General features: G+C 74.0%; 24 protein-coding genes and 1 pseudogene. 3 read left to right on the top strand and 22 right to left on the bottom strand.

The annotated features are described in order from the left end of the window. Positions 1–14: 14 nt before the first annotated feature. Positions 15–1,010, bottom strand: coding sequence for a S1 family peptidase (locus tag ABZ807_RS24070; protein WP_357162074.1), 996 nt, complete (start codon positions 1,008–1,010; stop codon positions 15–17). 283 nt (positions 1,011–1,293) lie between these two features. Here ABZ807_RS24070 and ABZ807_RS24065 point away from each other — a divergent pair, with 283 nt between their 5' ends. Further along, positions 1,294–1,986 (top strand): SGNH/GDSL hydrolase family protein, encoded by a 693-nt coding sequence (locus ABZ807_RS24065; RefSeq protein WP_357162071.1) that lies wholly within the window; start codon positions 1,294–1,296, stop codon positions 1,984–1,986. 64 nt (positions 1,987–2,050) lie between these two features. On the opposite strand, the gene ABZ807_RS24060 is transcribed toward ABZ807_RS24065, so the two are convergent. The 12 genes from ABZ807_RS24060 to ABZ807_RS24005 all read right to left on the bottom strand — a co-directional run bounded on the left by ABZ807_RS24060 (position 2,051) and on the right by ABZ807_RS24005 (position 13,424). Then, positions 2,051–3,409 carry a hypothetical protein gene (locus tag ABZ807_RS24060; RefSeq protein ID WP_357162068.1) on the bottom strand — a complete coding sequence of 453 codons (1,359 nt, stop codon included), beginning with the start codon at positions 3,407–3,409 and terminating at the stop codon, positions 2,051–2,053. After that, the gene (locus ABZ807_RS24055) at positions 3,406–4,380 is read right to left on the bottom strand and encodes a transketolase C-terminal domain-containing protein (RefSeq protein WP_357162065.1); all 975 of its coding nucleotides are present in this window, start codon (positions 4,378–4,380) and stop codon (positions 3,406–3,408) included. Before ABZ807_RS24055 ends, ABZ807_RS24060 begins: the two co-directional genes overlap by 4 nt. Beyond that, positions 4,380–5,351, bottom strand: a complete 972-nt coding sequence (locus ABZ807_RS24050; protein WP_357162062.1) for a thiamine pyrophosphate-dependent dehydrogenase E1 component subunit alpha — start codon at positions 5,349–5,351, stop codon at positions 4,380–4,382. Before ABZ807_RS24050 ends, ABZ807_RS24055 begins: the two co-directional genes overlap by 1 nt. Further along, complete coding sequence (locus ABZ807_RS24045; protein ID WP_357162059.1) at positions 5,348–6,145, bottom strand: DUF3050 domain-containing protein; 798 nt, start codon at positions 6,143–6,145, stop codon at positions 5,348–5,350. Before ABZ807_RS24045 ends, ABZ807_RS24050 begins: the two co-directional genes overlap by 4 nt. A gap of 1 nt (position 6,146) precedes the next feature. Beyond that, on the bottom strand, positions 6,147–7,076 hold the full coding sequence (locus tag ABZ807_RS24040; RefSeq protein WP_357162056.1) for a phytanoyl-CoA dioxygenase family protein: 930 nt from the start codon (positions 7,074–7,076) through the stop codon (positions 6,147–6,149). Beyond that, positions 7,073–8,182, bottom strand: a complete 1,110-nt coding sequence (gene hppD, locus ABZ807_RS24035) for a 4-hydroxyphenylpyruvate dioxygenase (protein ID WP_357162053.1) — start codon at positions 8,180–8,182, stop codon at positions 7,073–7,075. Before hppD ends, ABZ807_RS24040 begins: the two co-directional genes overlap by 4 nt. A 67-nt stretch (positions 8,183–8,249) precedes the next feature. Then, complete coding sequence (locus ABZ807_RS24030) at positions 8,250–9,503, bottom strand: beta-ketoacyl-[acyl-carrier-protein] synthase family protein (protein ID WP_357162050.1); 1,254 nt, start codon at positions 9,501–9,503, stop codon at positions 8,250–8,252. Next, on the bottom strand, positions 9,500–11,119 hold the full coding sequence (locus ABZ807_RS24025) for a class I adenylate-forming enzyme family protein (protein ID WP_357162047.1): 1,620 nt from the start codon (positions 11,117–11,119) through the stop codon (positions 9,500–9,502). Before ABZ807_RS24025 ends, ABZ807_RS24030 begins: the two co-directional genes overlap by 4 nt. Continuing rightward, the gene (locus tag ABZ807_RS24020) at positions 11,116–11,616 is read right to left on the bottom strand and encodes a beta-ketoacyl synthase chain length factor (RefSeq protein WP_357162044.1); all 501 of its coding nucleotides are present in this window, start codon (positions 11,614–11,616) and stop codon (positions 11,116–11,118) included. The genes ABZ807_RS24025 and ABZ807_RS24020 overlap by 4 nt, the downstream gene beginning before the upstream one ends. Then, positions 11,613–12,920: a beta-ketoacyl synthase N-terminal-like domain-containing protein gene (locus ABZ807_RS24015; protein ID WP_357162041.1), complete on the bottom strand. Its 1,308-nt coding sequence runs from the start codon at positions 12,918–12,920 to the stop codon at positions 11,613–11,615. Before ABZ807_RS24015 ends, ABZ807_RS24020 begins: the two co-directional genes overlap by 4 nt. Further along, the gene (locus ABZ807_RS24010) at positions 12,913–13,158 is read right to left on the bottom strand and encodes a hypothetical protein (RefSeq protein ID WP_088961673.1); all 246 of its coding nucleotides are present in this window, start codon (positions 13,156–13,158) and stop codon (positions 12,913–12,915) included. Before ABZ807_RS24010 ends, ABZ807_RS24015 begins: the two co-directional genes overlap by 8 nt. Then, on the bottom strand, positions 13,158–13,424 hold the full coding sequence (locus tag ABZ807_RS24005; RefSeq protein WP_357162037.1) for an acyl carrier protein: 267 nt from the start codon (positions 13,422–13,424) through the stop codon (positions 13,158–13,160). The genes ABZ807_RS24010 and ABZ807_RS24005 overlap by 1 nt, the downstream gene beginning before the upstream one ends. 17 nt (positions 13,425–13,441) lie before the next feature. Between ABZ807_RS24005 and ABZ807_RS24000 the strand changes: the two genes are divergently transcribed. Beyond that, on the top strand, positions 13,442–14,107 hold the full coding sequence (locus ABZ807_RS24000) for a 4'-phosphopantetheinyl transferase superfamily protein (RefSeq protein WP_357162034.1): 666 nt from the start codon (positions 13,442–13,444) through the stop codon (positions 14,105–14,107). A gap of 34 nt (positions 14,108–14,141) precedes the next feature. On the opposite strand, the gene ABZ807_RS23995 is transcribed toward ABZ807_RS24000, so the two are convergent. Both ABZ807_RS23995 and ABZ807_RS23990 read right to left on the bottom strand, forming a co-directional pair. Continuing rightward, positions 14,142–15,533, bottom strand: a complete 1,392-nt coding sequence (locus ABZ807_RS23995; protein ID WP_357162031.1) for a long-chain fatty acid--CoA ligase — start codon at positions 15,531–15,533, stop codon at positions 14,142–14,144. A 697-nt stretch (positions 15,534–16,230) separates the two neighbouring features. Next, on the bottom strand, positions 16,231–16,533 hold the full coding sequence (locus tag ABZ807_RS23990; RefSeq protein WP_357162028.1) for a helix-turn-helix transcriptional regulator: 303 nt from the start codon (positions 16,531–16,533) through the stop codon (positions 16,231–16,233). A 66-nt stretch (positions 16,534–16,599) separates the two neighbouring features. On the opposite strand from ABZ807_RS23990, the gene map reads away from it, so the two are divergent. Next, complete coding sequence (gene map / locus ABZ807_RS23985) at positions 16,600–17,382, top strand: type I methionyl aminopeptidase (protein ID WP_357162025.1); 783 nt, start codon at positions 16,600–16,602, stop codon at positions 17,380–17,382. A 114-nt stretch (positions 17,383–17,496) separates the two neighbouring features. On the opposite strand, the gene ABZ807_RS23980 is transcribed toward map, so the two are convergent. The 7 genes and pseudogenes from ABZ807_RS23980 to accB all read right to left on the bottom strand — a co-directional run bounded on the left by ABZ807_RS23980 (position 17,497) and on the right by accB (position 23,738). Beyond that, complete coding sequence (locus tag ABZ807_RS23980; RefSeq protein WP_357162022.1) at positions 17,497–17,817, bottom strand: multidrug efflux SMR transporter; 321 nt, start codon at positions 17,815–17,817, stop codon at positions 17,497–17,499. 82 nt (positions 17,818–17,899) lie between these two features. Next, positions 17,900–19,183, bottom strand: a complete 1,284-nt coding sequence (locus tag ABZ807_RS23975; protein ID WP_357162019.1) for a beta-ketoacyl synthase N-terminal-like domain-containing protein — start codon at positions 19,181–19,183, stop codon at positions 17,900–17,902. A gap of 34 nt (positions 19,184–19,217) precedes the next feature. Further along, positions 19,218–20,486, bottom strand: a complete 1,269-nt coding sequence (locus ABZ807_RS23970; protein WP_357162016.1) for a beta-ketoacyl-[acyl-carrier-protein] synthase family protein — start codon at positions 20,484–20,486, stop codon at positions 19,218–19,220. After that, positions 20,483–20,887, bottom strand: a complete 405-nt coding sequence (locus ABZ807_RS23965; RefSeq protein WP_357162013.1) for a cupin domain-containing protein — start codon at positions 20,885–20,887, stop codon at positions 20,483–20,485. The genes ABZ807_RS23970 and ABZ807_RS23965 overlap by 4 nt, the downstream gene beginning before the upstream one ends. Then, entirely contained in the window at positions 20,880–21,590 is a 711-nt protein-coding gene (locus ABZ807_RS23960) for an SRPBCC family protein (protein ID WP_357162010.1), read from the bottom strand. The genes ABZ807_RS23965 and ABZ807_RS23960 overlap by 8 nt, the downstream gene beginning before the upstream one ends. Before the next feature lie 335 nt (positions 21,591–21,925). After that, positions 21,926–23,272, bottom strand: a pseudogene (locus tag ABZ807_RS23955) (acetyl-CoA carboxylase biotin carboxylase subunit); the annotation flags it as partial. A gap of 10 nt (positions 23,273–23,282) precedes the next feature. After that, a complete protein-coding gene (gene accB, locus ABZ807_RS23950; RefSeq protein ID WP_357162120.1) occupies positions 23,283–23,738 on the bottom strand; it encodes an acetyl-CoA carboxylase biotin carboxyl carrier protein in 456 nt (151 codons plus the stop codon). Between the last annotated feature and the right edge of the window lie 46 nt (positions 23,739–23,784).

Genomic DNA, 23,784 nt, shown 5'->3' with positions numbered 1-23,784 from the left:
CAATCAGGAAGGGATCAGAACACGGAAACGCCGTACTTGCTGAGCGCCTCCTTGACCGGCTGGAAGAAGGTCTGGCCGCCGGTGCGGCAGTTGCCACTGCCGCCGGAGGTCAGGCCGAGCGCGGTGCTGCCGGCGTAGAGCGGGCCGCCGCTGTCGCCGCCCTCGGCGCACACGTTGGTGGCGATCATGCCGCGCACGGTGCCCTCGGCGTAGCGGACGGTGGCGTTGAGGCCGGTCACCGTGCCGCCGTGGGTGCCGGTGGTGCTGCCCCGGCGGGTCACCGACTGGCCGACGTACGCGTCACCGGCGGCGGTGATGTCCTGCGAGCCGACGGAGCCGTCGATGGCGATCGAGGTGTTCGTGTAGCGCACGATGCCGTAGTCGTTGCCGGGGAAGCTGGTGCCGGTCCGGTCGCCGAGCTTGGTGCTCAGCGCGGAGTTGGCGTACCAGCTGGCCGACAGGTTGGTGCAGTGCCCGGCGGTGAGGAAGTAGTAGGTGCTGCCGCTGCGCACGTTGAAGCCGAGCGAGCAGCGGTAGCCTCCGCCGTAGATGGCGTCCCCGCCGGAGATCCGCATGCTCAGCGTCCCGGCCAGGTCCGTCGTCCGCGCGCTGCCGCCGGAGGCGGCCACGGCCGCCCGGATCCGGGCCCGGTCGGCGGCGTTGACCGTGCTGTCCACGCCGACGACGACCTGGTTGCTGACCGGGTCGACGTACGTCGCCGTGCCGGTCACGCCGAGGTCCACCCGGGACTGCGCGCGCTCCAGCGCGGCGGTGCTGCGGCCGACCAGGCGGGCCTGCCCGCCGGCGGCCCGGACCGCGGCGGCGGCCCGCGCGTCGGTCACGGCGACGACAGTACGCCCGGTGGCGTCGACGTAGGAGCCGGCGGTGCGGTCGGCGCCGAGCGAGGCCGTGAGGGTGGCGGCCCGTTCGGCGGACAGGGGTGCGGGGGCGGCGTGCGCCGGTGACCCGGCGACGGCGCCGGTGACCAGGGCGACGGTGACGGCGGACATCACACCACGTCGAGTGAGTCTCACGCGTTTCCTCCCAGGGAGGGCTGGACGGCCGGGTTTCGGCCGATCGATGAGTGCACATGCTTCTACCGGTGCCCGCCCAGATCCAGAGGCCGCAGCGCCCTTGTTCACCCCGGGCCGGACCGGACGTCGCCGCGTAACGCGCCGACATCGATCGACGCTGAACGAAGTAGGGCCCTCCTGCCGCCACGGCGGCAGAGGCTCCGGACCGCTTCCCTACGGATGGTCGACCTCGCCACCCCGGTCGGCTACTCTGCCGGCCATGACATCGACGCTGACCGAGGCGAGCGATCCGTACTGCCTGCGCGACGGGGAGAGCGCGGAGCTGCTCGCCGGCCATCCGTGGCGCCGGTTCACGGTGCTGGGCGACAGCGTGGCCGAGGGGATGTGCGAGCCGGTCGACGGGTACCCCGACCTGCAGTGGGCGGACCGGATCGCCGCCGAGCTGCGCGCGGCCCGCCCCGGGCTGGCGTACCTCAACCTGGGCCGGCGTGGGCTGCGGGCGCACGAGGTGCGCGCGGCGCAGCTGGACGCGGCGCTGGCGTTCGCCCCCGACCTGGCGCTGGTGGTCTGCGGCGGCAACGACGCGTTCCGTCCGGCCTTCGACGCGGACGTGGTGGATGCCGAGCTGGCCGCGATCGTCACGGCGTTGCAGGGTGCCGGCGCGGACGTGATCACGGTGGGCATGTTCGACGTCTCGCACAGCCCAGCCGTGCCCGCGCCCCGGCGGCCCGGACTGAGTGAGCGGATGCGACGTCTCTCATCCCACACCGGCCGACTGGCCGCGCGGCTGGGGACGGTGCACGTGCACCTCACCGACCACCCGGCCGGCGCGGACCCGACGCTGTACAGCAGCGACGGCCGGCACGGCAGCGCCCGCAGCGACGCCATCGCCGCCGCGGAGACCGTGCGCCGCCTCGGGGCTCACCTCGCCTCGCGCCGCCCGCTCGGCTGACGAGCCGGCCGGTGGCGGTGGCCGCGGCGGGCGGCCACCGCCACCGGAGTCGGTGCGGAGCGGGTCAGTCGGTGAGCAGGATACCGGTCATGAGGACGCCGCGGGCGAGGTTGAGCACGCCCTCGCAGCCCGGGTAGCCGACCCGGGCCAGGGCACCGGAGCCGGTGCGACCGAAGAGGTACGGGGCGACGCTGTACGGCACCTCGGCGGTGACGACCTCCCCGGTCTCGATCTGCACGAAGTCCATCGCCACCCGGTCCGCCGGCATGTACCGCTGGAGGATGTTGCCGCCCCGCGCCACGGCCGCGCGCACCCCGTCGGCCCAGGCCGCCGCGCTCATCTCCGGACCGATCAGCACGTCGTGACCGGCGGAGCCGCCGGCGGGCTTGGCCACCAGGTGCGCCTGCTCGAGCAGGGCCCGGTCCAGCTCGGCCTCGGTGAGCACCACCGTGTGCGGCACGTACCGGCGGATCAGTGCCTGGTCGTCGGCGGGCAGCTGGTCCAGGTCCTCGTAGAGCCAGGCGAAGTTGACCTTGTTACCGAGCAGCCACGCGGCGGCGCTGACGAACATCGGCAGGGTGCCCGCGGCGAGCGCCCCGGCCACCGCCTCCAGGCCGGCGCTCGGCGTGACCCGGTTGGGCACGAGGAGCCGGAACAGCGCGTCCACCGGCGCGCCGCCCACCACCAGCCGCCGGTCGGCGTCCAGGGTGGCGGTGGCGACCGGGGCGATGACCAGGTCGATGCCGAAGTGCCGGGCCCGGTCGGCGAGCGGGGAGAGGATCCGGATGAACGTCGCCGGGTCGTCCAGCCCCGGGTACTCGTCCTCGAAGTCCATCAGCAGCGCCACCCGGGCCCCCTCGGCCAGGCCCAACTCCTCACGGATCGCCACGAACCGCTGGTCGAGCAGGGACGGGGCGGGCCGGGCCGGCACGCCGTCGAGGAGACCGCGCTCCCGGTAGAGCTGGGCGAACCGCTGGATCACCGTGTCCGCGTCGAAGCAGCCGCCGAGGCTGCTGTCGATGTTGTACTCGACGATCCGCGGTTCCCCGCCGGAGAACAGCACGTCCGGCCGGTACGCGGCCAGCAGCGCCTCGGACAGCGGTTCGTCCTCGTCGAGCAGCCGGGTCTCCCCCACCGGCACGCCGAGCAGCCGGCGCAGCTCCCCCGCCGTGCGGGCGCGCCGCCAGCAGGCGTCCAGGATGAGCTGGGCGATCCGGTCGCAGACCTCGTTGAGCTCGCGGAACGAGTCAGCGGTCAGCACCGGCGGCCGGGCCAGCCGCCACTGCTTGTTGTACGTCGCCCGGCCGTGGAAGATCCGCTCCCACTCCTGCGCCCCGGCGGCCACCATCGCCCGGCGGGTGGCCTCCGGCAGTTCGGCCCACGCCCGGCGGGCCTCCGGCCACGGGTAGTTCACATCAATCATGATCCCTCCTTGGTCACGTGGTGGATGGCGGCGGCGAGAGCCTCCCGGCCGGGCTGCACGGCCCGGTCCAGCGCGGGCGCGAAGGGCAGCACCGCGCCGTCCGGGCGGGTCACCCGCCGGGGCGGGGCGGTCAGCGACACCCGCTCCACGACACTGGCGATGATCTCCCCGGCGATGCCGCAGGACCGGTTGGAGTCGTCGAGCACCACCAGCCGGCCGGTCCGGGCCACCGAGTCGACCAGCCCGTCGAGGTCGAACGGATAGAGCGTGCGCGGGTCGAAGACCTCCACCGACACCTGGTCGGCCAACTCCCCGGCGACCGCGAGCGCGTCGTACACCAGATGCCCGACGGCGACCACGGTCACGTCGTCGCCGGCCCGGCGCACCACGCCCCGCCCCAGCGGCACCGGGGCGAGGGTGGCGAAGTCGACGTCCTGCCGGACGTCGAGCGCGCCGGCCGGGGCGAAGACCACCACCGGATCGTCGTGCCGGATCGCCGTGACCAGCAGCCCGTACGCGTCGGTCGGGGTGGCCGGCACCGCGGTGACGATCCCGACGTGGGCGAAGAGCGAGTACGGGTGGTCGGAGTGCTGCCCCGCCCAGCCCGTCCGGGAGCCGGACCCGGGCACCAGGTAGGTGACCGGTGCGGCGCACTGCCCGCCGGTCATCAGCGGGAACTTGTGCGCGTGGTTGACGATCTGCTCGAAGACCAGGAACAGCAGCGACGGGATCTGGAACTCCACCACCGGGCGCATCCCGGCCAGCGCCGCGCCGGTGGCGAAACTGGTGAACGCCTGCTCGGACAGGGGCGTGTCCAGGACGCGCTCCGGCCCGAACCGCTTGAGCAGACCGGCGGTGATGTTCGACGCGCCCACCCGGATGTCCTCCCCGAGCAGGAACACCGCCTCGTCGCGGGCCAGTTCGTCGGCGAGCGCCCTGGTCAGGGCCTTGCGGTAGGACAGCCGTGGCATCAGCCACCTCCCGTCCGGGCGGTCAGCCCGCTGGCGTACAGGTGGTCCAGCGCGCCGGCCGGGTCCGGCTCGGGGCTGGCCAGGGCGAACGCGACGGCCGCGTCGAGCGTCGCCTCGACCGCCGCGTCGACGGTGGCCCGGGCCGCCGGGACGAGCCTGGCGCCCTGAATGTGCACCGGGTCGCGGGAGCGGCCCTCGGCCACCTCCTCGGGCGGGCGGTAGTCGAGGCGTACCGCGTGTTCGAAGGTGTGGTGGGCGTCGAAGCGGTAGGTGCGGGCCTCGACCAGCTCCGGGCCGCCGCCGGCGCGCATCCGCGCGACGGCGGCGGCCGTGGCGTCGCGTACCGTCTGCGGGTCCTGGCCGTCGACCACGGCGGCCGGCATGCCGAACGCCGCGGCCCGGCCGGCGATGGTGCCCGCGACCGCGCCGGCCACCGGCATGGTGGTGGCGTAGCCGTTGTTCTCGCAGACGAAGAGCACCGGCACCCGCCAGAGCGCGGCCAGGTTGAACGCCTCCAGCAGCATCCCCTCGTTGACCGCGCCGTCGCCGAAGAAGGTCACCCCCACCACGCCGTCGCCGCGCCGCCGGCGGGCCCAGACCGCGCCGGTGAGGATCGCCCCGGACGCGCCGACGATGGCGTTGGCGCCGAGCACCCCGACGGAGAAGTCGGCGGCGTGCATCGAGCCGCCCCGGCCCCGGTTCAGACCGGTCTCCCGGCCCAGCAGCTCGGCCATCATCCGGGCCGGGTCGGCACCCTTCGCGAGCACGTGCCCGTGCCCGCGATGGGTGCCGGTGACCAGGTCCTCGTCGCGCAGCGCGGCGCACACCCCGGCGGCGATCCCCTCCTGACCGAGGTACGGGTGGATGCCGCCGACGATCGCCCCGGAGCGGACCAGCTCGACGGCCCGCTCCTCGAACCGGCGGATCAGCCGTACCATGCGGTAGAGCCGGGACGGGTCGGCGTCGGTCACCTGTCGCGCCCCTCCTTCACCGCGGCGAGGATGTCGTCCCACAGCGCGGCCCGGGCGGCCAGCGCCAGGTTGACCGTGTCGGCGCACTCCTGCCACTTGACGTCGTCGTCGCCGCACAGGTCGGCCAGCATCTGCATCGCCATCGGGGTGTGCTGCTCCCCGTCGACCTCGATGTGCCGCTCCAGGTAGTCGACGAACGTGTGCAGCCGGCGGCTGCGCTCGTTGACGGCGACGACCTGGGTGAACATGTCGGGGATCAGGTCCTCCCGGCCGAAGGCGAAGGCGGCGGCCTGGCAGTGCACCGGGGTCGACTCGATGATCTTCCAGGTGGTGGCGGCGAACCGTGCGCTGGGGGCGGGGACGCCCGCCTCGACCATCGCGTCGGTCACCGGGCGGCCCGCCCGCAGCAGGTCGATCAGCGCGTCCACGGGGGCCGTGTCCGCGCCGGCCTCCCGCATGCCCTGCACGTAGAGCTCGAAGTGGCTGATGTAGCCGTCGCCGAGTTCGTCGCTCTCCTCCACCATCACGATGTCGTTGATCAGGCGGCGGCTGCCGGACGGGCCGGTGGGGATCCACGGCACGGTGACGCAGGTCAGCTGCCGCTGCAACGACTTCAGCAGCGACATGAAGTCCCAGACCGCGAAGACGTGGTGCGCCATGAAGGTGACCAGCGCCCCATGGGTGTCCAGGTTGGCGTAGAGCGGGTGCTTGACCACCACGTCGCGGCGGGCGGTCACCGCCTTCTCCAACCGCTCGATGCCCGGATGCGTCCTACCCCAGTCGTACCGTGACATGTCAGCCTCCCTGTTGGGCGCGGTCGCGCCAGATGACCGGGCAGTATTCGGGGTCCGCGTAGTCGGGCCGCCCGTCGTGGGTGCGGCGGACCAGCACGTCGTGGTTGTACGCGGCGAGCGTGCCGTCGGAGAGCGGGTACTCCCGCCAGGCGTTGTCGCCGTCCTGCAGGTGCAGCGAGACCGCCTGGCGCGGGCGGCCGCTGATGTTGGCGCCGCTGCCGTGGTAGGTGCGGCAGTGGTGGAAGCTCAGGTGTCCCTTGGGGATCACCATCGGGATCTTGCGGATCTCCGCGCCGTTGTGAGCGGCGTTGCGGGCCAGCATCTCCTCCAGCTGGCCGCGGTCGCGCTCGGCGAAATGCCGGACAACGGTGTCGTCCGTCCCGATCTCGGACCACCGGTGCGAGCCGTCGACCATGGTGATGGTGCCCATCTCCTCCCCGCAGTCGTGGAACGGGATGAAGGCGGTGAGCATCCGCTCCGAGGACGAGGACGCCCAGTAGTGCTTGTCGAAGTGCCAGGGCACGATGTTGGACGGCTCACCGGAGATCGGCGGCTTGTAGATCAGCGTGGACTGGAAAATGCGGATCTCGGCGGCCCCGGCCAGCCGGGCGGCGACCGCGCCGATCAGCGGCTTGCGCAGGATCGCCGCCAGCCCGTCGTGCTCGTGGTGGACGTAGTCGTTGTGCCGCTGCACCGGGCCGTCGGCCGGCTCCCAGTAGGCGAGCTTCGGCGGGCGCACCGGCAGCCGGCGGTCCCGCTCGCCGGCGTGGTACCGGTCGGCGGCGGCGGCGAGCGCGTCCACCTCCTCGTCGGTGAGCAGCTTCTTCGACAGGTACCAGCCGTGTTCGGCGTAGCGGCGCACGTCGGAGTCGGACGGCAGCAGCGCCTCCTCCTCGGCGGTCAGCGTCGGATGGAACTCCGTGGTGGTCATGCCCCAGCCCCTCCTGCCGTACCGGCCACGGCGGCGGCGCTCGCCCCCGCCGCGGCCAACTCCCGTTCCTTGGCCTCGTAGAGCGCCCTGATGTTGCCGCTGCCGAAGGTGCGCGCCCCGCGCCGCTCGATCAGTTCGAGGAAGAGGGTGCGGCGCACGTGCATCGACTCGGTGAAGATCTGCAGCAGCTGCCCGCCGTGGTCGGCGTCGACCAGGATGCTCAGGTCACGCAGCCGGTCCAGCGGTGCGTCGACCGGGCCGACCCGCCGCTCCAGGTCGTCGTAGTAGGCGCCGGGGGTGCCGGCGAAGCGCACCCCCCGGCCGGCGAGGGCGCCAACGGCGGTGACGATGTCGTCGGTGCGCAGCCCGAGGTGCTGCACCCCGGCGCCGTGGTGCTCGGTGAGGAACGAGTCGATCTGGCCGGGCCGCCGGCTGGCGTCCGGTTCCAGCAGCACCAGGGTGACCCGCCCGGACGGGCTCTGCACCACCTTGGAGTTCATCGCCTGGCCGGCGACCTCGACGTGCTCCTCGAAGATCTGCGCGAAGCCGAAGACCCGCTCGTAGTGCCCGACCGTCCCGTCGAGCTGCCCCGGCGGCACGCAGACCGCCAGGTGGTCGATCTCGGCGAGCAGCTTGTCGTCGTCCCCCGCCGGCGACGTCATCTCCACCGCCCCGGGCAGGAACTCCGCCCGGTCACCGCGCCGCTCGACCAGCCGGTGCAGCACGTCGCCGAAGCCGCCGACGTCGGCGGTCACCACCTCGGCGTCCGCGCCGGTCCAGGTCCGCGGCGCGCTCACCGCGGTCGCACCCCGGGCCACCAGCTCCGCGTACGCCCCGGCGGCGTCACCGACCTCCAACGCCACCACCGCGATACCGTCGCCGTGCCGCTGCACGTACGTCGAGGCGGGATGGGCAGCGGTCAGCCCGGAGGTGAGCACCATCCGGATGTCGCCCTGGCTGAGCAGCATTGAGCGCTGCCCGGCCAGCCCGGTCTCCGGTCCCCCCTGGCCCCGCAGTCGGAAGCCGACCGCGGTGCCGAAGTAGAAAGCGGCCTGCCGCGCGTCGCCCGCGTACAGTTCGATGTGGTCTATTCCACGGATGTCCATCTCCAGCCCTTCCCATCTGCCCCCGTGACCGCTGTCCGGGCGCGTACCGCCCGGGTTGGAGCGCCGCTCACCTGTCCGGCCCGGCGGCCCGAGCCCCGGCGGTGCGCCGCAGCAGCAGGCTGACGTTCTGACCGCCGAAGCCGAACGAGTTGGTCAGCGCGAATTCCGCCCCGGTGGCCCGGGGCTCGACGCGGATGTGGTCCGCCGGGCAGTCCGGGTCCGGGTCGTCGAGGTGGTACGTCGGCGGAAGCAGCCCGGTGCCGAGGGCCAGCGCGCAGGCCGCCGCCTCCACCACCCCGGACGCGCCGAGCAGGTGCCCGGTGAGCGCCTTGGTGGAGCTGACCGGCACCCCGCCGGCGCCGAAGACCCGGGCCAGCGCGGTGGTCTCGGCGATGTCGCCGAGCTTGGTGCCGGTGCCGTGCGCGTTGACGTAGCCGACGTCCGCGGCGGTCACCCCGGCGCTGGTCAGCGCCCGCCGCATGCACTCGGCCGCCCCCGCGCCGTCGGGCCGGGGCGCGGTCGGATGGTACGCGTCGGTGGTGGCGCCGTAGCCGGCCACCTCGGCGTACGCGGTGGCGCCGCGCGCCGCGGCATGCTCGGCGCGCTCCAGCACCAGCAGCGCCGCCCCCTCGGCGAGGACGAAGCCGTTACGCCGGGTGTCGAACGGCCGGCTGGCCCGGGTCGGGTCCGCCCACCCGCGGGCCAGCGCCCGGGCGTTGCCGAAGGTGTCGGCGAAGGTCGGGAACAGCGGCGCCTCGCTGGCCCCGCAGAGCACCACGTCGGCCTCCCCGTCGCGGATCAGCCGGACCGCGTCGGCGACCGACTGGGCGCCGGAGGCGCACGCCGTCCCCACCGCCGAGCTGTAGCCGCGGATGCCGTGCGCGATGGCGATCCGCGCCGACGGCATGTTCGGCAGGATCCCGGTCAGCAGGTACGGGCTGACCGCCGCCCGCCCCCGGGCGGCCCGCGCCACCACCTGCGACTCCAGCGTGGACATCCCGCCCACCCCGCCGACGATCACGCCGATCCGCGCCGGGTCAACGTCCCGACCGACCTCGATGCCGGCGTCGGCGAGCGCGTCGGCAGCGGTGAGCAGCGCCAGCACCACGATCCGGTCGAGCACCCTGGTCTCCGGGCCGGAGGCGACCGTACGCGGGTCGACCGGCGGCAGCAGCCCGGCGACCTCCAGCGACTCCCGGGCGGGGTGCCCCTCGGGCGGCCGGGCCAGCCCGGACTTCCCGGTGGTCAGCGCGTCGAAGGTCGCCTTCACGCCCCGCCCGACGGGGCTGAACAGCCCCATCCCGGTGATCACGGCGGTCATGACGGCTCCTCGGTCAGGTAGCGCTCGCGCAGCGCCACCTTGCGCACCTTGCCGGTGACGGTGACCGGGATGTCGTCGGAGGCGACCGGCACCACCCGGCGCAGGGTCGCGCCGACGTCTTCGCCGAGCGCGGCGCGGACCGCCTCGGTGCGGTCGGCGCCCGGGTCGGCGCCGGCGGCCAGTTCGAGCAGCACGTCGGTGACCACGGCCTCGGCGTCGGAGACCATCACCACCGTGCAGTCGGTGACGTCGGGGCAGGCGGCCAGGATCCGCTCCTCCGACAGCGCGGTGAAGAAGCGCCGCCCGTCGCCCACCTCGACCGAGTCGACGGCCCGGTCCAGGTGGTAGTAGCGGCCCTCGGCGTCGGCGCGGACCAGGTCGCCGGTGAGGTACCAGCCGCGCAGCCGGAACCGGTACGTGGTGACCGAGTCGTTCCAGTAGCCGCGGAACAGCGAGGGCGAGTCGATGCCCAGCCAGCCCACCTCGCCGGGCGGCAGCTCGTTGCCGTCGAGATCGTCGAGCACCGCCACCTTCGCGAACCGGTAGGGGCGGCCGACGCAGCGGCCGTACCGGTCGGTGTCGGCGGTGTGGGTGATGTGGAACATCGAGTGCCCCATCTCGCTGGAGCCGAGCCCGTCGATGAAGACCGAGCCGGGCACCCGCGCCACGCCGTCGCGGGTGACGGTGTCCCGGGCGCCGACCGCGACGAGGCGTCGTATGTGCGGCTCGTGCGAACAGTCGCCGGTGTTGAACCACAGCCGCACCGAGTCCAGGTCGTAGCCGGACAGGTCGAAGCGGGCCAGCTCCGCCCAGGTGACGGAGAAGCCGAACACGCCGTCCGGGCGCCAGCGCTGGATCGCGTCGAGCACCCGCTCGCCGCCCTGCTCGGACAGGAGCAGCATGTCCGCCCGGTTGCCCAGCGCCTGGTTGACCATCAGCACGGTGGCGGTGTGCGGGGCGGGCAGCGCGTTGAGAATCCGGCTGGTGCCCTGGGCCTGCGGCATGGACAGCAGATGCCGGGTGGCGGCGAAGAGGCTGGCGTGCGAGTGCAGCACCGCCTTCGGCACCCCGGTGGTGCCGGAGGTGTGGGTGATGACGATCGGATCGTCGTCGTGGTGGCGGTGGTGCGGCGGCGCGGCGGCCGGGTCGCCGACGCCCGCCTGGGCGGGCTCGCCGAGCAGCGGCGCGCCCAGGTCGTGCCCCGCGAGGGCCTCAGTGTGCGCGGCGTCGGCGAGCACCCCGGCGGCGCGCAGCCGGCGGATGTACTCGGCGGCGATCTCCGGGCGGAGTTTGCCGTTCATCAGCGCGGGGATCGCGCCGAGCCGGGTCAGCGCCAGGAAGCTGAGCACCATGTCGGCGGCGCCGGTCGCCCACACCGCGATCGGGTCGCGGGGCTTGACGCCACGCTGGTGCAGCCAGGCCGCCCGGGCGGCGACCCGCTCGTCGAGCCGGCCCAGGGTGAGCGGCTGCTCGGCGGGGTGCCCGTCGACCGGGGTGTCGAAGGTCAACCCCGGCCCCCGCGGGTCGGCCCCGTGCGCCAGCACCCGGGCGAGCACGTTGCCGGCGCCCAGTTCGGTGTCGGCGGCGAGCGCACCGCGCAGTCCCTTCGTCCTCATTGCCTCGTTCCTCCCCCCAGCAGCACCGCGACCGCCCCGGTGGGCGCACCATCGGGTGCCTCCTCGATCAGGACCAGCAACGCCTCGTCGGCGTCGCCGTCGTACAGCAGCAGGTCCGCCTCGGCCGTGCCGTCGGCGCGCGGGTCACCGGTGGGGCTCAGGCACACCACCGGGCCGTCCAGTTCCCAGCGCGCCGCGACGTGCCCGGCGACGCTGTTCGGCACCGACTGGAAGAAGAACAGCGGCCCGACCCGGCCACCGGCGGCGACCGTGGCCCGCACGTGCGCGCCGCTCGGCCGGTCACCGGCGGCGCTGACCAGCACCAGCGCGCAGCGGGTGCCCGCCGGCGCCGGGCGCGGGCCGTACCGGCGGGTCAGGCACCGGTCGGCGACCGCCGCCACCAGCGGGTGGAACGGCGAGTGCACGAAGCCGGGCAGCGCCGGCGGCGGGCCGTCGCCGGGCTCCGGCCAGCGCGCCTCGGCCAGCACGGCGCTCACGGCGCAGCCACCAGCAGCGCGGTGTTGGCGCCGCCGAAGGCGGCGTTGAGGCTGAGCGCGTACGGGGTGCCGATGGGCCGGGGCGCGTCGGTGATCACGTCCAGCGGGCAGGCCTCGTCGGGGCCGAGCCAGCCGGCGTTGACCGGCAGCTTCCCGTGCCGCAGCGCCTGCACGGTGACCACCAGTTCGAGCAGGCCGGAGGCCTCCAGGGCGTGCCCGTGCACCGATTTGGTCGAGCTGACCGGCACCCGGCCGGCGACGTCGCCGAGGGCCAACCACAGCGCGGCCGCCTCGGAGGCGTCGCTGAACCCGGTGCCGGTGGCGTTGGCGTTGACGTAGCCCACCGCCTCCGCGTCCCGCCCGGCCCTGCACAGGGCGGACCGCACCGCCCGGGCCAGTCCCCGCCCGCCCGGGTCCGGCTGGCACGGGTGGTACGCGTCGCCGGCCCGGCCCCACCCGCACACCGTGGCGACCGGCGCGGCACCCCGGCTCCGGGCCGCCCCGGCGGACTCCAGCACCATCGCGGCCACCCCGTCACCGAGCAGCAGCCCCTGCCGCCCGGCGCTGAACGGGCGTACCGCCCCGTCGGCGGCGAGCGCCCGGCCGGTGTCGAAGAGCGCGAACTGGTCCGGTTCGACCAGGTAGCCGGCGGCGACCACCACCCGCGCCACGTCGCCCCGGCGGATCATCGTGGCGGCGTCGGCCACCGCCGTGCTCGCGGAGACGCAGGCGCTGGTGTAGATCCGGGTCGGCCCGCCCAGGCCGCACCGCCGCGCCAGGTGCCCGGCGAGCGCCGGCACCTCCGGCCCGCCGCTCGATCCCCTGTCGAACGTCCCTGGGGCGGTCGGCCGACGTCCGGGGTTGGGCCCGCGTCCGGAGTTGGGCCCGCGTCCGGAGTTGGGCCCGCGTCCAGGGTCGACCGGCCCGGCGGGAGATCCGGTCGGCCCGGCATCAGGTGCGATCCTGGCCGGCCCGACCGCCGGCCGATCGCCCGCGAAGGCGACGGGCTGCGACAGCGGCCCGCCGTGGGTGGCGAGCAGCAGGGCGGAACCGGCGCGCGCCACCGCGTCCAGGCCGGCGGCCCGGCAAGCCGCGTCGATCGCGTCGGCCAGCTCGTCCGGCAGCGTCCCGACGTCGGGCAGGGTGGCCGCGACGGTCACCCTGCGGCCGGTGGTGTCGAAGCGGCGTACCGGCCGGAACGCCGGCGAGCCGGCGAGCACCCCGGCGAGCTGGGCGTCGGCGCCCCGGCCGAGGGCGCTGACCGCGTACACGCCGGAGATCGGTACGGGCTCCCGCTCAACCATCTGCGGGGCTGGTCAGTGAGGTGCGGAACACCGCCAGGGCGTCGTCGACGGTGCGGATCCCGGCGAGCTGGTCGTCGGTGAGGTCCAGCCGCCGGTCGTAGCGCTGCTCGACGAGGTGCACGAGCCAGGCGAGTTCCATCGAGCCGACCCGGTGCGGCACCTGGTCGACGGGTTTCGCGGTCAGCTCGGCGAGCATGCTCACCAGGTCAGCTCGCCCCAGGTCGGGCTGACCGGACATCAGCGGTTGCCGCTGGTCGACCCGGCGACCCGGTCGGCGACCATGCGGGTGAACTCGCCGACCGTCATCAGGGCCAGCTGCTCCGACTCGTCGTCGGCGAACTTCAGGCCGTACCGGTCCTCGACGCGGACGGACAGGTCGGCCAGCGCGAGGGACTCCAGGTCGACCCCGGACGGACCGAGGGTGGTCTCGTCGTCGATTCCCTCGACGTCGTAGTTCATGTCCTCGAGTTGCTCGATGACGAAGGTGCGGACCTCGTCTCGCATGGCTTTAACCTTTCTTCGTGGGCGAGCTACCGGTGTCCGGTCGGGACACCGTGCACGTGTGGGTGAGCGCTGCCTCCACCGGTCGGCCGGAGGTGACGCGGCGGCTGCTGCGGCGGGCGGGGTGCGCGCTGCTCCGCCGGGCGGATCGGGAGGTCGGGGTGGGCCACCGGCCCGACGGGCGGCCCTGGGTGCGGGCTGGCGCCGTGTCGCTGCCGGTCAGCGTCAGCCACGCGGAGGGCGTGGTGGTGGTCGCCGCCCGGCGGGCCGGGCCGGTCGGGGTGGACGTCGAGCGGCGTCGCCCGCTGCCCGCCCTGGCGCTGGCCCATCGCTGGTACGCCCCGCCGGAGGCGGCCTGGCTGGGCGACCTGCCGGACGCCACCCGGGTCGAGGCGTTCCTGCTGCTCTGGACGGCCAAGGAGGCGGTCGGCAAGGCGCTGGGCCGGGGCCTGCGCTCGGGCGGCCTGGGCCGCCGGATGCCGGTGCCCGACCACCCGCGCGAGCTGCTGCGCCCCCTGCCCGACGAGCCGGGCGTCCGGGTCGGGCACCCGGCGTGCGGCCCCGGGCTGGTGCTGGCTGTCGCGGTCGGCGGCGGCAGCCGCGCCGCGGCGCACCCGGGCTCCGGGGCGGATCCGGTACGCCGGGCCGCCCTCACCGGGGTCGAGGTGTCGGTGCGGTTCGAGTAGGGGCCGGTCCCCGGGTGTCCGCCGAGGGGGCCGGTCACGGCGTCGCCGCCCGCAGCGCGGTGACGGAACGGACCAGCTTGCCGGTGGTGGTGCGGGGCAGCTGCTCGACCAGGTGCAGGGTGCGGGGGCGCTTGTAGCCGGCGAGCCGCTCGGCGAGCAGCTTGTCCAGGACCTCCTCCGACAGCGGGCCGTCGGGTTGCACGTACGCGGTGATGCCGTCGTCATGGACGACCACGGCGGCGGCCACCCCGGGCAGCCCGGCGAGGGTGGCCTCGACCTCGGTGAGGTCCACCTTCATCCCGCCGACCGAAACCTGCGAGTCGAGCCGGCCCTTGACGGTGACGAGGCCCGTCGCGGGATCGACGGTGCCGGCGTCGCGGCTGTGCAGCCAGCCGTCGGCCCAGCGGGTCGGGTCGCTGAGCCCCACGTATGGCGACGCCGGGCAGCTCACCCAGAGCTCGCCGCCGGACTCGCGAACCTCGATCCCGGGGGCGGGCACGATCGACGGGCGGTGCCGCCCGTACAGGTCGGTGCCGATCACCCCGACCTCGGTCATCCCGTACATGTTGCCCAGCGGGACGCCGAAGTGGTCAGCGAACGCCTGCGCGGTAGCGGCCGGGACCAGCTCCCCGCCGGTGGTCATCCGCTTGAGCTGCGGCAGCGGGCCGTCCGGCCGGGTGGAGGCGAGCAGTCCAATATGGAAGGGAACGCCGAGCACGGTGGCCGGGGTGCCCTGGGCGGCGATGGCGGCCAGGATGGCGTCGCCGCCGAGCCGCTGCGGCGGGACCAGTTCCACCCCGGCGTGCAGACCGTAGAGCAAACCGCCGACCAGGCCGAGCACGTGCACCATGGACGGCAGCAGGATGATCCGTTCCCCGGGCAGCGCCACCCCGTCGATCCGGGTGTAGCGGTGCACCTCGGCGACCAGGTCCTCGGCGGTGCGACCAATCACCTTGGACGGCCCGGTCGAGCCGGAGCTGAGCTGGATCACCGCGTGCCCGCTGGTGGCCGGGGCGTCCGAGTGGGGCGTGACGCCCTCGGTGACGTCGACGAAGACCCGCAGCGCGCCGCCGCCGGTGCGAACCGGGGCGACGACCACCTGCGGGGTGAGCCGTTCCAGCGCCCGGTCCACCTCGTGGTCGGTGAGCCGGTGGTCGAGCAGCACCGCCTGGGCGCCGGTACGCCAGGTGGCCAGCAGGTTCACCACGTACGCCACCGACGGCGGCAGCCGCAGCGCGGCGGCCCCGCCGGGGCGCAGTCCGGCCTCGGCGAGACGGGTCTGCGCCTCGCCCACCAGGCGGCGCAGGGTGCCCCGGTCGACCGGCTCCGGCAGACGTAGACAGACGTCGGCCGGACGGCCCGTCAACAACACGTCGTCAACCCAACCCGGGTCCGGCGCCGGAGAATTTTCCGTCGGACGATTCATGGTCACTGCCGCCCACCGCCCAGCCTCAAACAGGGCGGAATCCGCCCATCAGGTGCGTCTATCGGGGTGCTGCCGGGAACACTACGACAGCCCGGAAACCCATTGCTAGATGCAAATGGTTAGATCGGAAAAGGCGGCTGGCTGGATTGCCGACGCTCGATCGGACAGGCAGGATCGGGCGCGTACGCCGGCTCGGTACACCGCCGGCCGGAGCCCCGTGCACGGCGCCGTCGGGCTTGTCCCGGTCTGGCCGGCGTCGCCACTCCCGGCAGGACGGCTCCCGGTTCGGACGGCTCCCGGTTCGGGCGGCTCCCGGTTCGGGCGGCTCCCGGTTCGGGCGGCTCCCGGTTCGGGCGGCTTGACTTCCACGTGGGACCGCCGCGCGCAACGTCGCCCCGACGACGGGCGGCCCGACGCCGCCCGCTCGGCTCGATCTTGGACAGTTGCCGTTCGTGGCCGACGGCAAGTGTCCAAGATTCGCGCCCGCACCTGTGCGGGAAGGGTGGGGCGGCGGGCGTGGCGGGTCGGGCGGGTGGTGGCGGGGTGCTGGGATGACGTGCTGCTGGTCGCCGAACCGGCGGCGACGGCAGCCAGACGGCGGTGTCAGTACAGCTGCACCAACCGGGGACATTGGTGGAGAGCCGCGCCCACGCTTTCCCTCTCGTCGACGCCTCCAACGCAGCTGCGGGATGGAGACTTACGAGGCCAACCGCTCACGTGCGTGGTGACCAGAGCTGGTTGGTTCAACACCACGTTCGGGCTGGTTGATCTCGGCCCACACCGCATCGAGGGAGAGGCCGAGGACATCGACGATCGCCGCGATGGTCGGGAAGGCAGGGGTCGCTACGCGGCCCGACTCGATCTTCCGGAGGGTCTCCGGTGAGACGCGTGCATCGAGCGCGGTCTCGAGGATCGAGCGCTCTCTCCTGGCGCGACGCAACAGGGCACCGAGGCGCTGTCCGCGCTCGACCTCTGCGGGTGTGAGCGGCAACCTGACCATGACTCCGATTCTAGTACCGGGATAGTATGGCCGGGATAGTTATTGGTTGCGTGAGGAAGGCGCCTCATGATCGAGATCCTGAACCCCACCGAACTGCCCAAAGCGAAGGAGGCAGGTGCCCTGGTCGCTGAGATTTTGCAGACGCTGAAGAGCCGCAGCGCAGTAGGTACCAACCTCCAAGACATCAACCGGTGGGCCAAGACCATGATCGCCGAGGCTGGAGCGCTGTCCTGTTACGTCGACTACGCGCCATCCTTCGGGCGCGGGCCGTTCGGCCACTACATCTGCACGTCCGTCAATGATGCCGTGCTCCACGGGCTGCCATACGACTACACGCTTGCCGACGGCGACCTGCTGTCACTCGACCTCGCCGTCTCCAAAGGCGGAGTCGTTGCAGACTCTGCCATCAGCTTCATCGTGGGCGACTCAAAGCCCCCGGAGAGCGTCGCGATGATCAGCGCGACCGAACGCGCGCTGTACGCAGGGATAGCCGCTGCCGGCCCTGGGGCTCGCATCGGCGACATCTCCCATGCCATCGGCTCAACCCTCTACGAAGCGGGATATCCGATCAACACCGAGTTCGGAGGTCATGGCGTCGGATCAACGATGCACCAGGACCCGCACGTTTCGAACACCGGACGGCCCGGTCGTGGATACCGACTGCGCCCTGGGCTGCTGCTGGCACTGGAGCCGTGGGTCATGGCGGACACCGCTGAACTCATCACCGATGCCGACGGGTGGACGCTCCGAAGTGCGACAGGCTGCCGGACAGCACACAGTGAGCACACGATCGCTATCACCAGCGACGGAGCCGAAATCCTCACCTTACCGAAGCAGGCGCACTCGTGAGGTCGGAGCCACGCGTGCCCCTGTGCCCGTGGCGCTTCATCGCTAATCACCGGTGAAAAGCCTGCGCCAGTCAGCCGCCCTTCACGCGATTGATCAACGTCCCGATCAGTACAGCTAGTGCGCGCCACCGAGGTTGAGCACGACCACCCCGGCGATGACCAGGCCGACGCCGACCACCTTGGTCACGCTCAGCGGCTCGCCGAGGAAGACCGCGCCGATGGCCACGATCGCCGCCGTGCCCAGCCCGGACCACACGGCGTAGGCGACGCCGACCGGGATCTCCCGCACGGCCAGGGCGAGCAGCAGGAAGGCGGCCAGGTACGAGACAGCGAGGCCGAGCGTCGGCCAGAGCCGGGTGAATCCGTCGGTGGCCTTGAGCAGGCTGGTGCCGAACACCTCGGCGGAGATCGCGAGCAGCAGGAACAGGTACGCCATGCCCGCGATCCTCCGCCACGCCGGTCAGCGGCGCACCACCTCGGGGCTGGGCATGACTGACGGAGCGCAACCGCCCTGGTGATCAACCAGGAGGACCACCCTGGCCCGTTGCTCGCTGTTCCCCTGCGCTCCCCGGTGCCGGTGGCGCGCCGCGCAGCACCAGCGCGCTGTTGAACCCGTCGAAGCCCCGCGCGCCCACCAGGGCGATCCGGCTGCGCGGCCGCCGGGGCGTACGCAGGAAGTCCAGCTCGCAGCCGGACGCGGGCTCCCGGGGCCCGGCCGACGCGGGCAGCGTGTCGTGCCCGAAGGCGAGCAGCGCGGTCGCGACGTCCAGCGCGGACCCACCCTGGTGGGCCCGGCCGGTCAGCGGCTTCTGGGTGCTCACCGGCGGCGGCCGGTCGCCGAAGACGGCGCGCAGCGCCTCGGCCTCGCTGCGGTCGTAGCGGGGCACCCCCAGCGCGTCGGGCAGCACCACGTCCACCTCGTCGGCGGCGACGCCGGCCCGGTCCAGGGCCAGCCGCATCGCCCGGGCGTACTGGTCGGGGTCGCCGGCGCCGTCGGGGCCGGTGTGCGCGGCGTCGTGGGTGGCCCCCCAGCCGCTGACCTCGCCGTAGATCCGGGCGCCCCGGGCCAGCGCGTGGCCCAGCTCCTCCACCACGAAGACGGCCCCGCCCTCGGCCGGCACGTAGCCGCTGGCGGAGCGGTCGAACGGCCGGTACGCCGCCTCCGGGTCGGAGACGTCGCTGAGCAGCCCGGAGCGGAGCTGGCAGGCCAGCGCGTACGGGCTCAGCGGACACTCGGTCGCCCCGGCGATCACCACGGAGGTGCCGCGACGCACGGTGCGTACCGCGTGGGCGAGGCTGTCCAGACCGCCGGCGGACTCGGCGACCAGCACCCCGCACGGCCCCTTGAACTGGTGGTGGATGGAGAGCTGTCCGACGCTGGCGGCATAGAACCAGGCGATCGACTGGTACGCCCCGACGGTGCGGGTCGGCCCGCCCCAGAGCCGTTGCAGCTCCCGCTGCCCGAACAGGTTGCCCCCGGACGAGCTGGCCAGGGTGACCGCCCAGCCGTACGGGTCGGGAGCCCGCTCGGGCAGGCCGGCGTCGGCCAGCGCCAGCCGGGTGGCGGCGAAGCCGAGGTGGGTCCACCGGTCGGTCTGCACGAGCAGCCGGTTGTCGGCGTACCCGGCCGCGTCGAAGTCGGTGACCTCGCCGGCGACCCGGGTCGGGTAGCTGGCCGGGTCGAACAGGGTGATCGGGCCGGTGCGCCGGGTGCCGTCGCGCACCGTGCGCCAGTGCGCGTCGACGCCGATGCCGCTGGGCGCCACCACCCCGATGCCGGTGACCACCGCCCGCGCGCTCACCCGGTCACCGCCCCCGGTGGGGTCCGCAGCCCGGTCACGCCGCCACCGCCAGCCGGCGGAAGAGCATCGCGGACTGGAAGCCGCCGAAGCCGCTGCCCACCGAGAGCGCCACGTCCACCGGGGTGTCCCGGGCCACGTTGGGCACGTAGTCCAGGTCGCACTCCGGGTCCCGGGTGGCCCAGTTGGCGGTGGGGGGCACCACGCCGTACTCGATCGCGAGGGCGCAGGCGGCCATCTCGATCGAGCCGATCGCGCCGAGCGAGTGCCCGACCATCGACTTGATCGAGCTGACCGGCACCCGGTACGCGGCCTCGCCGAGCGCCCGCTTGAACGCCGCCGTCTCGTGCCGGTCGTTCTGCCGGGTGCCGGAGCCGTGCGCGCTGATGTAGGAGACGTCCGACGGGGACAGCCGCGCCTGCCGCAGGGTGTCGCGGATCGCCAGGGCCATCTCGACCCCGTCGGGACGCAGGCCGGTCATGTGGAAGCCGTTGCTGCGGCTGGCGTACCCGGCCAGCTCGCAGTAGACGTGCGCGCCGCGCCGGCGGGCGTGTTCCCACTCCTCCAGCACCAGCACCGCGGCCCCCTCGGCGAGGACGAAGCCGTGCCGGTCGGCGTCGAACGGCCGGGAGGCGTGCGCCGGGTCGTCGTTGTCGGGGCTGGTCGCCCTGATCGCGTCGAAGGAGGCGACGGTGACCGGGGAGATGGGCGAGTCGGCGGCACCGGCGAGCACGATGTCCGCCTCGCCGTCGACGATCAACTGGTGGGCGTACCCGATGGCGTCGATGCCGGAGGTGCAGCCGGTGGAGATCACCTGCGCCGGGCCGTGGACCCGGTGCCGCACGGCCACGTCGGCGGCCAGGCTGCTCGGCACCAGCGCCGGGTAGAGGTACGGCCCGCCGAGGGAGTGGTCGACCAGCCAGTGCCGGCCGGAGTCGCTGACCCGCACGTACTCCTGCTCCAGGGCCATGGTGCCGCCGACCGCGGTGCCGAGCACCACCCCGGTCACCTGCCGCTCGGCGTCGGTGAGGTCCAGGCCGCTGTCGGCGAGCGCCTCGGTGGAGCAGGCCAGGGCGAACTGCACGTACCGGTCGGCGCGCTGCCGCTCGGCGAGAGTGAGCCCGGCGACGTCGGCGTCGAAGTCGCACTCGGCGGCGATCTGGGAGCGGAACGGCGACGGGTCGAAGGAGGTGATCCGCCGGGTCGCCGTACGCCCCTCGGTGATGGTCTTCCAGAACCTGTCCCGGGTGGCGCCGCCCGGCGCGACCACCCCGACGCCGGTGACGACCGTGCGGCGCCCGGTCACGACGGGCCCCGCTGTTCGACCAGTTCGGTGTCGACGTGGCCGAGTTCCGGGCGGGGTGCCAGGGGACCCAGGTGGAAGACCACCTCGGCGGGCTCGGCGCCGGTGTTGCGCAGCCGGTGCCGGACGTTACGGGGCACGAAGATCGCCTCGCCGGCCGCCATCGGCACCGGCTCGTCGTCCAGGTCGACGGTGATCGCGCCCCGCGCGAGATACAGGAACTCCTCGCTGTAGGGGTGGTAGTGCTCGGCGATCCGCTCCCCCGGCGCGAGCGCGGCGACGCCCATGAAGCCCGACGTGCTGCCGACCGTCTTCGGGCCGAGCAGCACCCGCAGCTCCCCGCCGCGCCGCCGGTCTGCGGTCACGTCGCGGGCGGCGACCAGCCCGCCGGCGTTCTCACTCATCGCCGCCTCCCGCGTACGCCCGCTCGACCCGTTCCTTGATGAGGGCCAACTGCACGCGGCTGTTGGCGTTGATCCGGGCGGTCATCCCGGCGTTGTCCACCGGCGCGGTGGGCTTCATCGCGAAGTCCTGCACCCAGGTCATCCGGACGCCTTCGGGCTCCTCGGTGTAGCTCCAGTGGATCCGCATGTACTCGAACGGCCCGGTCTCCACCCGGTACGCCCGCACCTGGTGGCTGGCGGGGTCGGCGGTGCGCTCGCTGACCCAGCTCCAGGCGATCCCGTTCTCGTCGGGGTGCATGGTGAGCCGGAAGCGGACGGTGTCGCCGTCGCGGTGCAGGATCTCCACCGCGGCGTACTCGGTGAACAGCTCGGTCCAGCGGGCCACGTCGTTGGTCCTCTCCCAGACCAGCGGCAGGGGCGCGGCGATGACGATGCTGTTCTCGGTGTGGCCCGGCGGCTGGGTGCGGCGGGCGACCAGGTCGGCGACGGCGGGGATGCTGAGCTGCCCGGACTGCTCGGGGATCTGCACCCGCCACCGGTCGGCCACCACGGCGGAGAGTTCCAGCAGGGCCAGCGAGTCCATGCCCAGTTCCTCCAGGGAGGCGGCGGGCGAGCGGGCGGCCGCGTCGGCGTCCAGGCCGCAGTGCGCCACCAGGATGTCGGTGATCTCGGTGGTGAACGGCTGGCCGTGGGTGACGGTCATCGGGTCCTCCTCGGAAGCGGTCAGGACGGGTCGGTGGTCGGTGCCGCGGTGGCGGCGACCGGACGGGCGGTGGGGCGGGGGCCGGGGATGGCGGGCCGCGCCGGGCGCGCGGGCCCGACCGCGCCGGGACGCGCGGCGGGGGCCGACGCCGGCGGTTGCGCGGCCGGGGCCGCCGGCGGATCGACCCCGGCCGGCGCCGGCGCGACGTGGGACGGCGGCGCGGCGACCTGCGGCGCGACGGCCTCGGGCAGCACCGCGGCCTCGGGCGGCGCGGCGGCGCGGCCAGGCGAGGCGACGGCCTCCGGCGACGGCGGGATGGTCCGGGGCGGTCGCCCGTCGGCGAGCAGGCGGTCGACCAGGGAGGTGGTGTAGCGGCCCTTGCGGAAGGCGGGATCGTCCAGGACCCGCCGGACGAACGGGATGGTGGTCCGCACCCCCGGCCCGGCGACGTCGAACTCCTCCAGCGCCCGCTCCAGCCGGTTCAACGCCAGTTCCCGGTCCGGCGCCCACACCGCCACCTTGGCCAGCAGCGAGTCGTAGTACGGCCCGACCAGGTAGCCGGGGTGGCCGTGGGTGTCGACCCGGGTGAACGGGCCACCGGGCGGGACGAAGCGGTCCAGCCGGCCAGGAGTCGGCGCGAAGTCGCGATCCGGATCCTCCACGTTGACCCGGCACTCCACGGCGACCCCGTGCAGCCGCACGTCCTGCTGCCGCGGCCGCAGCGGCAGGCCTGCGGCGATGTGCAGCTGCTCGTGGACCAGGTCGATCCCGGTGATCATCTCGGTGACCGGGTGCTCGACCTGGATCCGGCAGTTGATCTCCAGGAAGTGGAACCGTTCCTCGGCGTCCAGCAGGAACTCCACCGTGCCGGCGCCGGTGAAGCCGACCTCCAGCGCACCGCGCAGGGCGGTCTGCGCAATGGTCTCCAGCAGCCGGGCGGGCAGCGCCGGCGCGGGGGCCTCCTCCACCAGCTTCTGGTGCCGCCGCTGCACCGAGCAGTCCCGGGTGCCCAGGTGCACGCCGTTGCCGTACCCGTCGCAGAGCAGCTGCACCTCGACGTGCCGGGCGTCGGTCAGGTAGCGCTCGACGTACACCCGGTCGTCGCCGAAGGCGGCCTGCGCGGCGGCCCGGGTGCGCGCGTACGCCCGGGGCAGCTCGGCCGGGGACCGGACCACCGTCATCCCCCGGCCCCCGCCCCCGGCCGCCGCCTTCACGATCACCGGGTAGCCCACCTCGGCGGCGACCTGCGCCGCCCGTTCGGCGGTCGGCACCTGGCTGACGGTGCCCGGCGGCAACGGCAACCCCGCCCGGCTCATCAGCGCCCGGGCCGAGGACTTGTCGGCCAGCGCGGCCATCACCTGCGGCGGCGGGCCGATGAAGACCAGCCCGTTGTCGGCGCAGATCTCGGCGAAGTCGGCGTCCTCGGAGAGGAACCCGTAGCCGGGATGCACCGCCTGCGCCCCGACCTGACGGGCGGCCTCCACGATGGCGGCGGCGTTGAGGTAGCTGCGCCGGCTCAACGCCGGTCCGATCAGTACCGCCTCGTCGGCCAGGCGCACCGGCGCCGAGTCGGCGTCCGCGGTGGAGTAGACCACCGCCGTACGCACCCCCAGCTCCCGGCAGGCGCGCACCACCCGCAGCGCGATCTCACCCCGGTTGGCGATGAGCACCTTCTCGAACATCCCCGCCACCTCAGGCCGGGTCCAGCGCGACCAGCGGCTGGTCGTACTCCACCGGCCGGCCGTCGTCGACCAGGACCTCGACCACCCGGCCGGCCCGCTCGGCGGTCACCTCGTTCATCAGCTTCATCGCCTCGACGATGCCGACCACCTGCCCGGGCCGGACCAGGTCGCCGACGGTGACGAAAGGCGCGGCGCCCGGCTCGGGCGACCGGTAGAAGGTGCCCACCATCGGCGAGCGCACCTCGATCCGGCCGGTCGGCGACGCAGGCCGGGGCCCCGGCCCCTGCGGCGCGGGGGCCACCGCCGGGGCGTCCGGGGCCCGTCCGGTCTCCGCCGCGGCGGTTCCGTGCCACTCCACCTCCAGCACCGTGTCGCCGCTGCGCAGCCGCACCCGGCGTACCGGGCCGGCGACCTCGGCGACGAGCTGCCGGGCGTGCCGGCGCAGGCCGGCCAGCACCGCGTCCACCTCGTGGGCCGCCTCCGCGCCGTCCGCCGGCGACGGCGCGGCACCG

This window comes from Micromonospora sp. NPDC047548 (assembly GCF_040642975.1).
Taxonomy (GTDB): domain Bacteria; phylum Actinomycetota; class Actinomycetes; order Mycobacteriales; family Micromonosporaceae; genus Micromonospora.
Note: the sequence above shows the minus strand (reverse complement) of the source record. Positions and strands in the feature narration are given on the sequence as shown.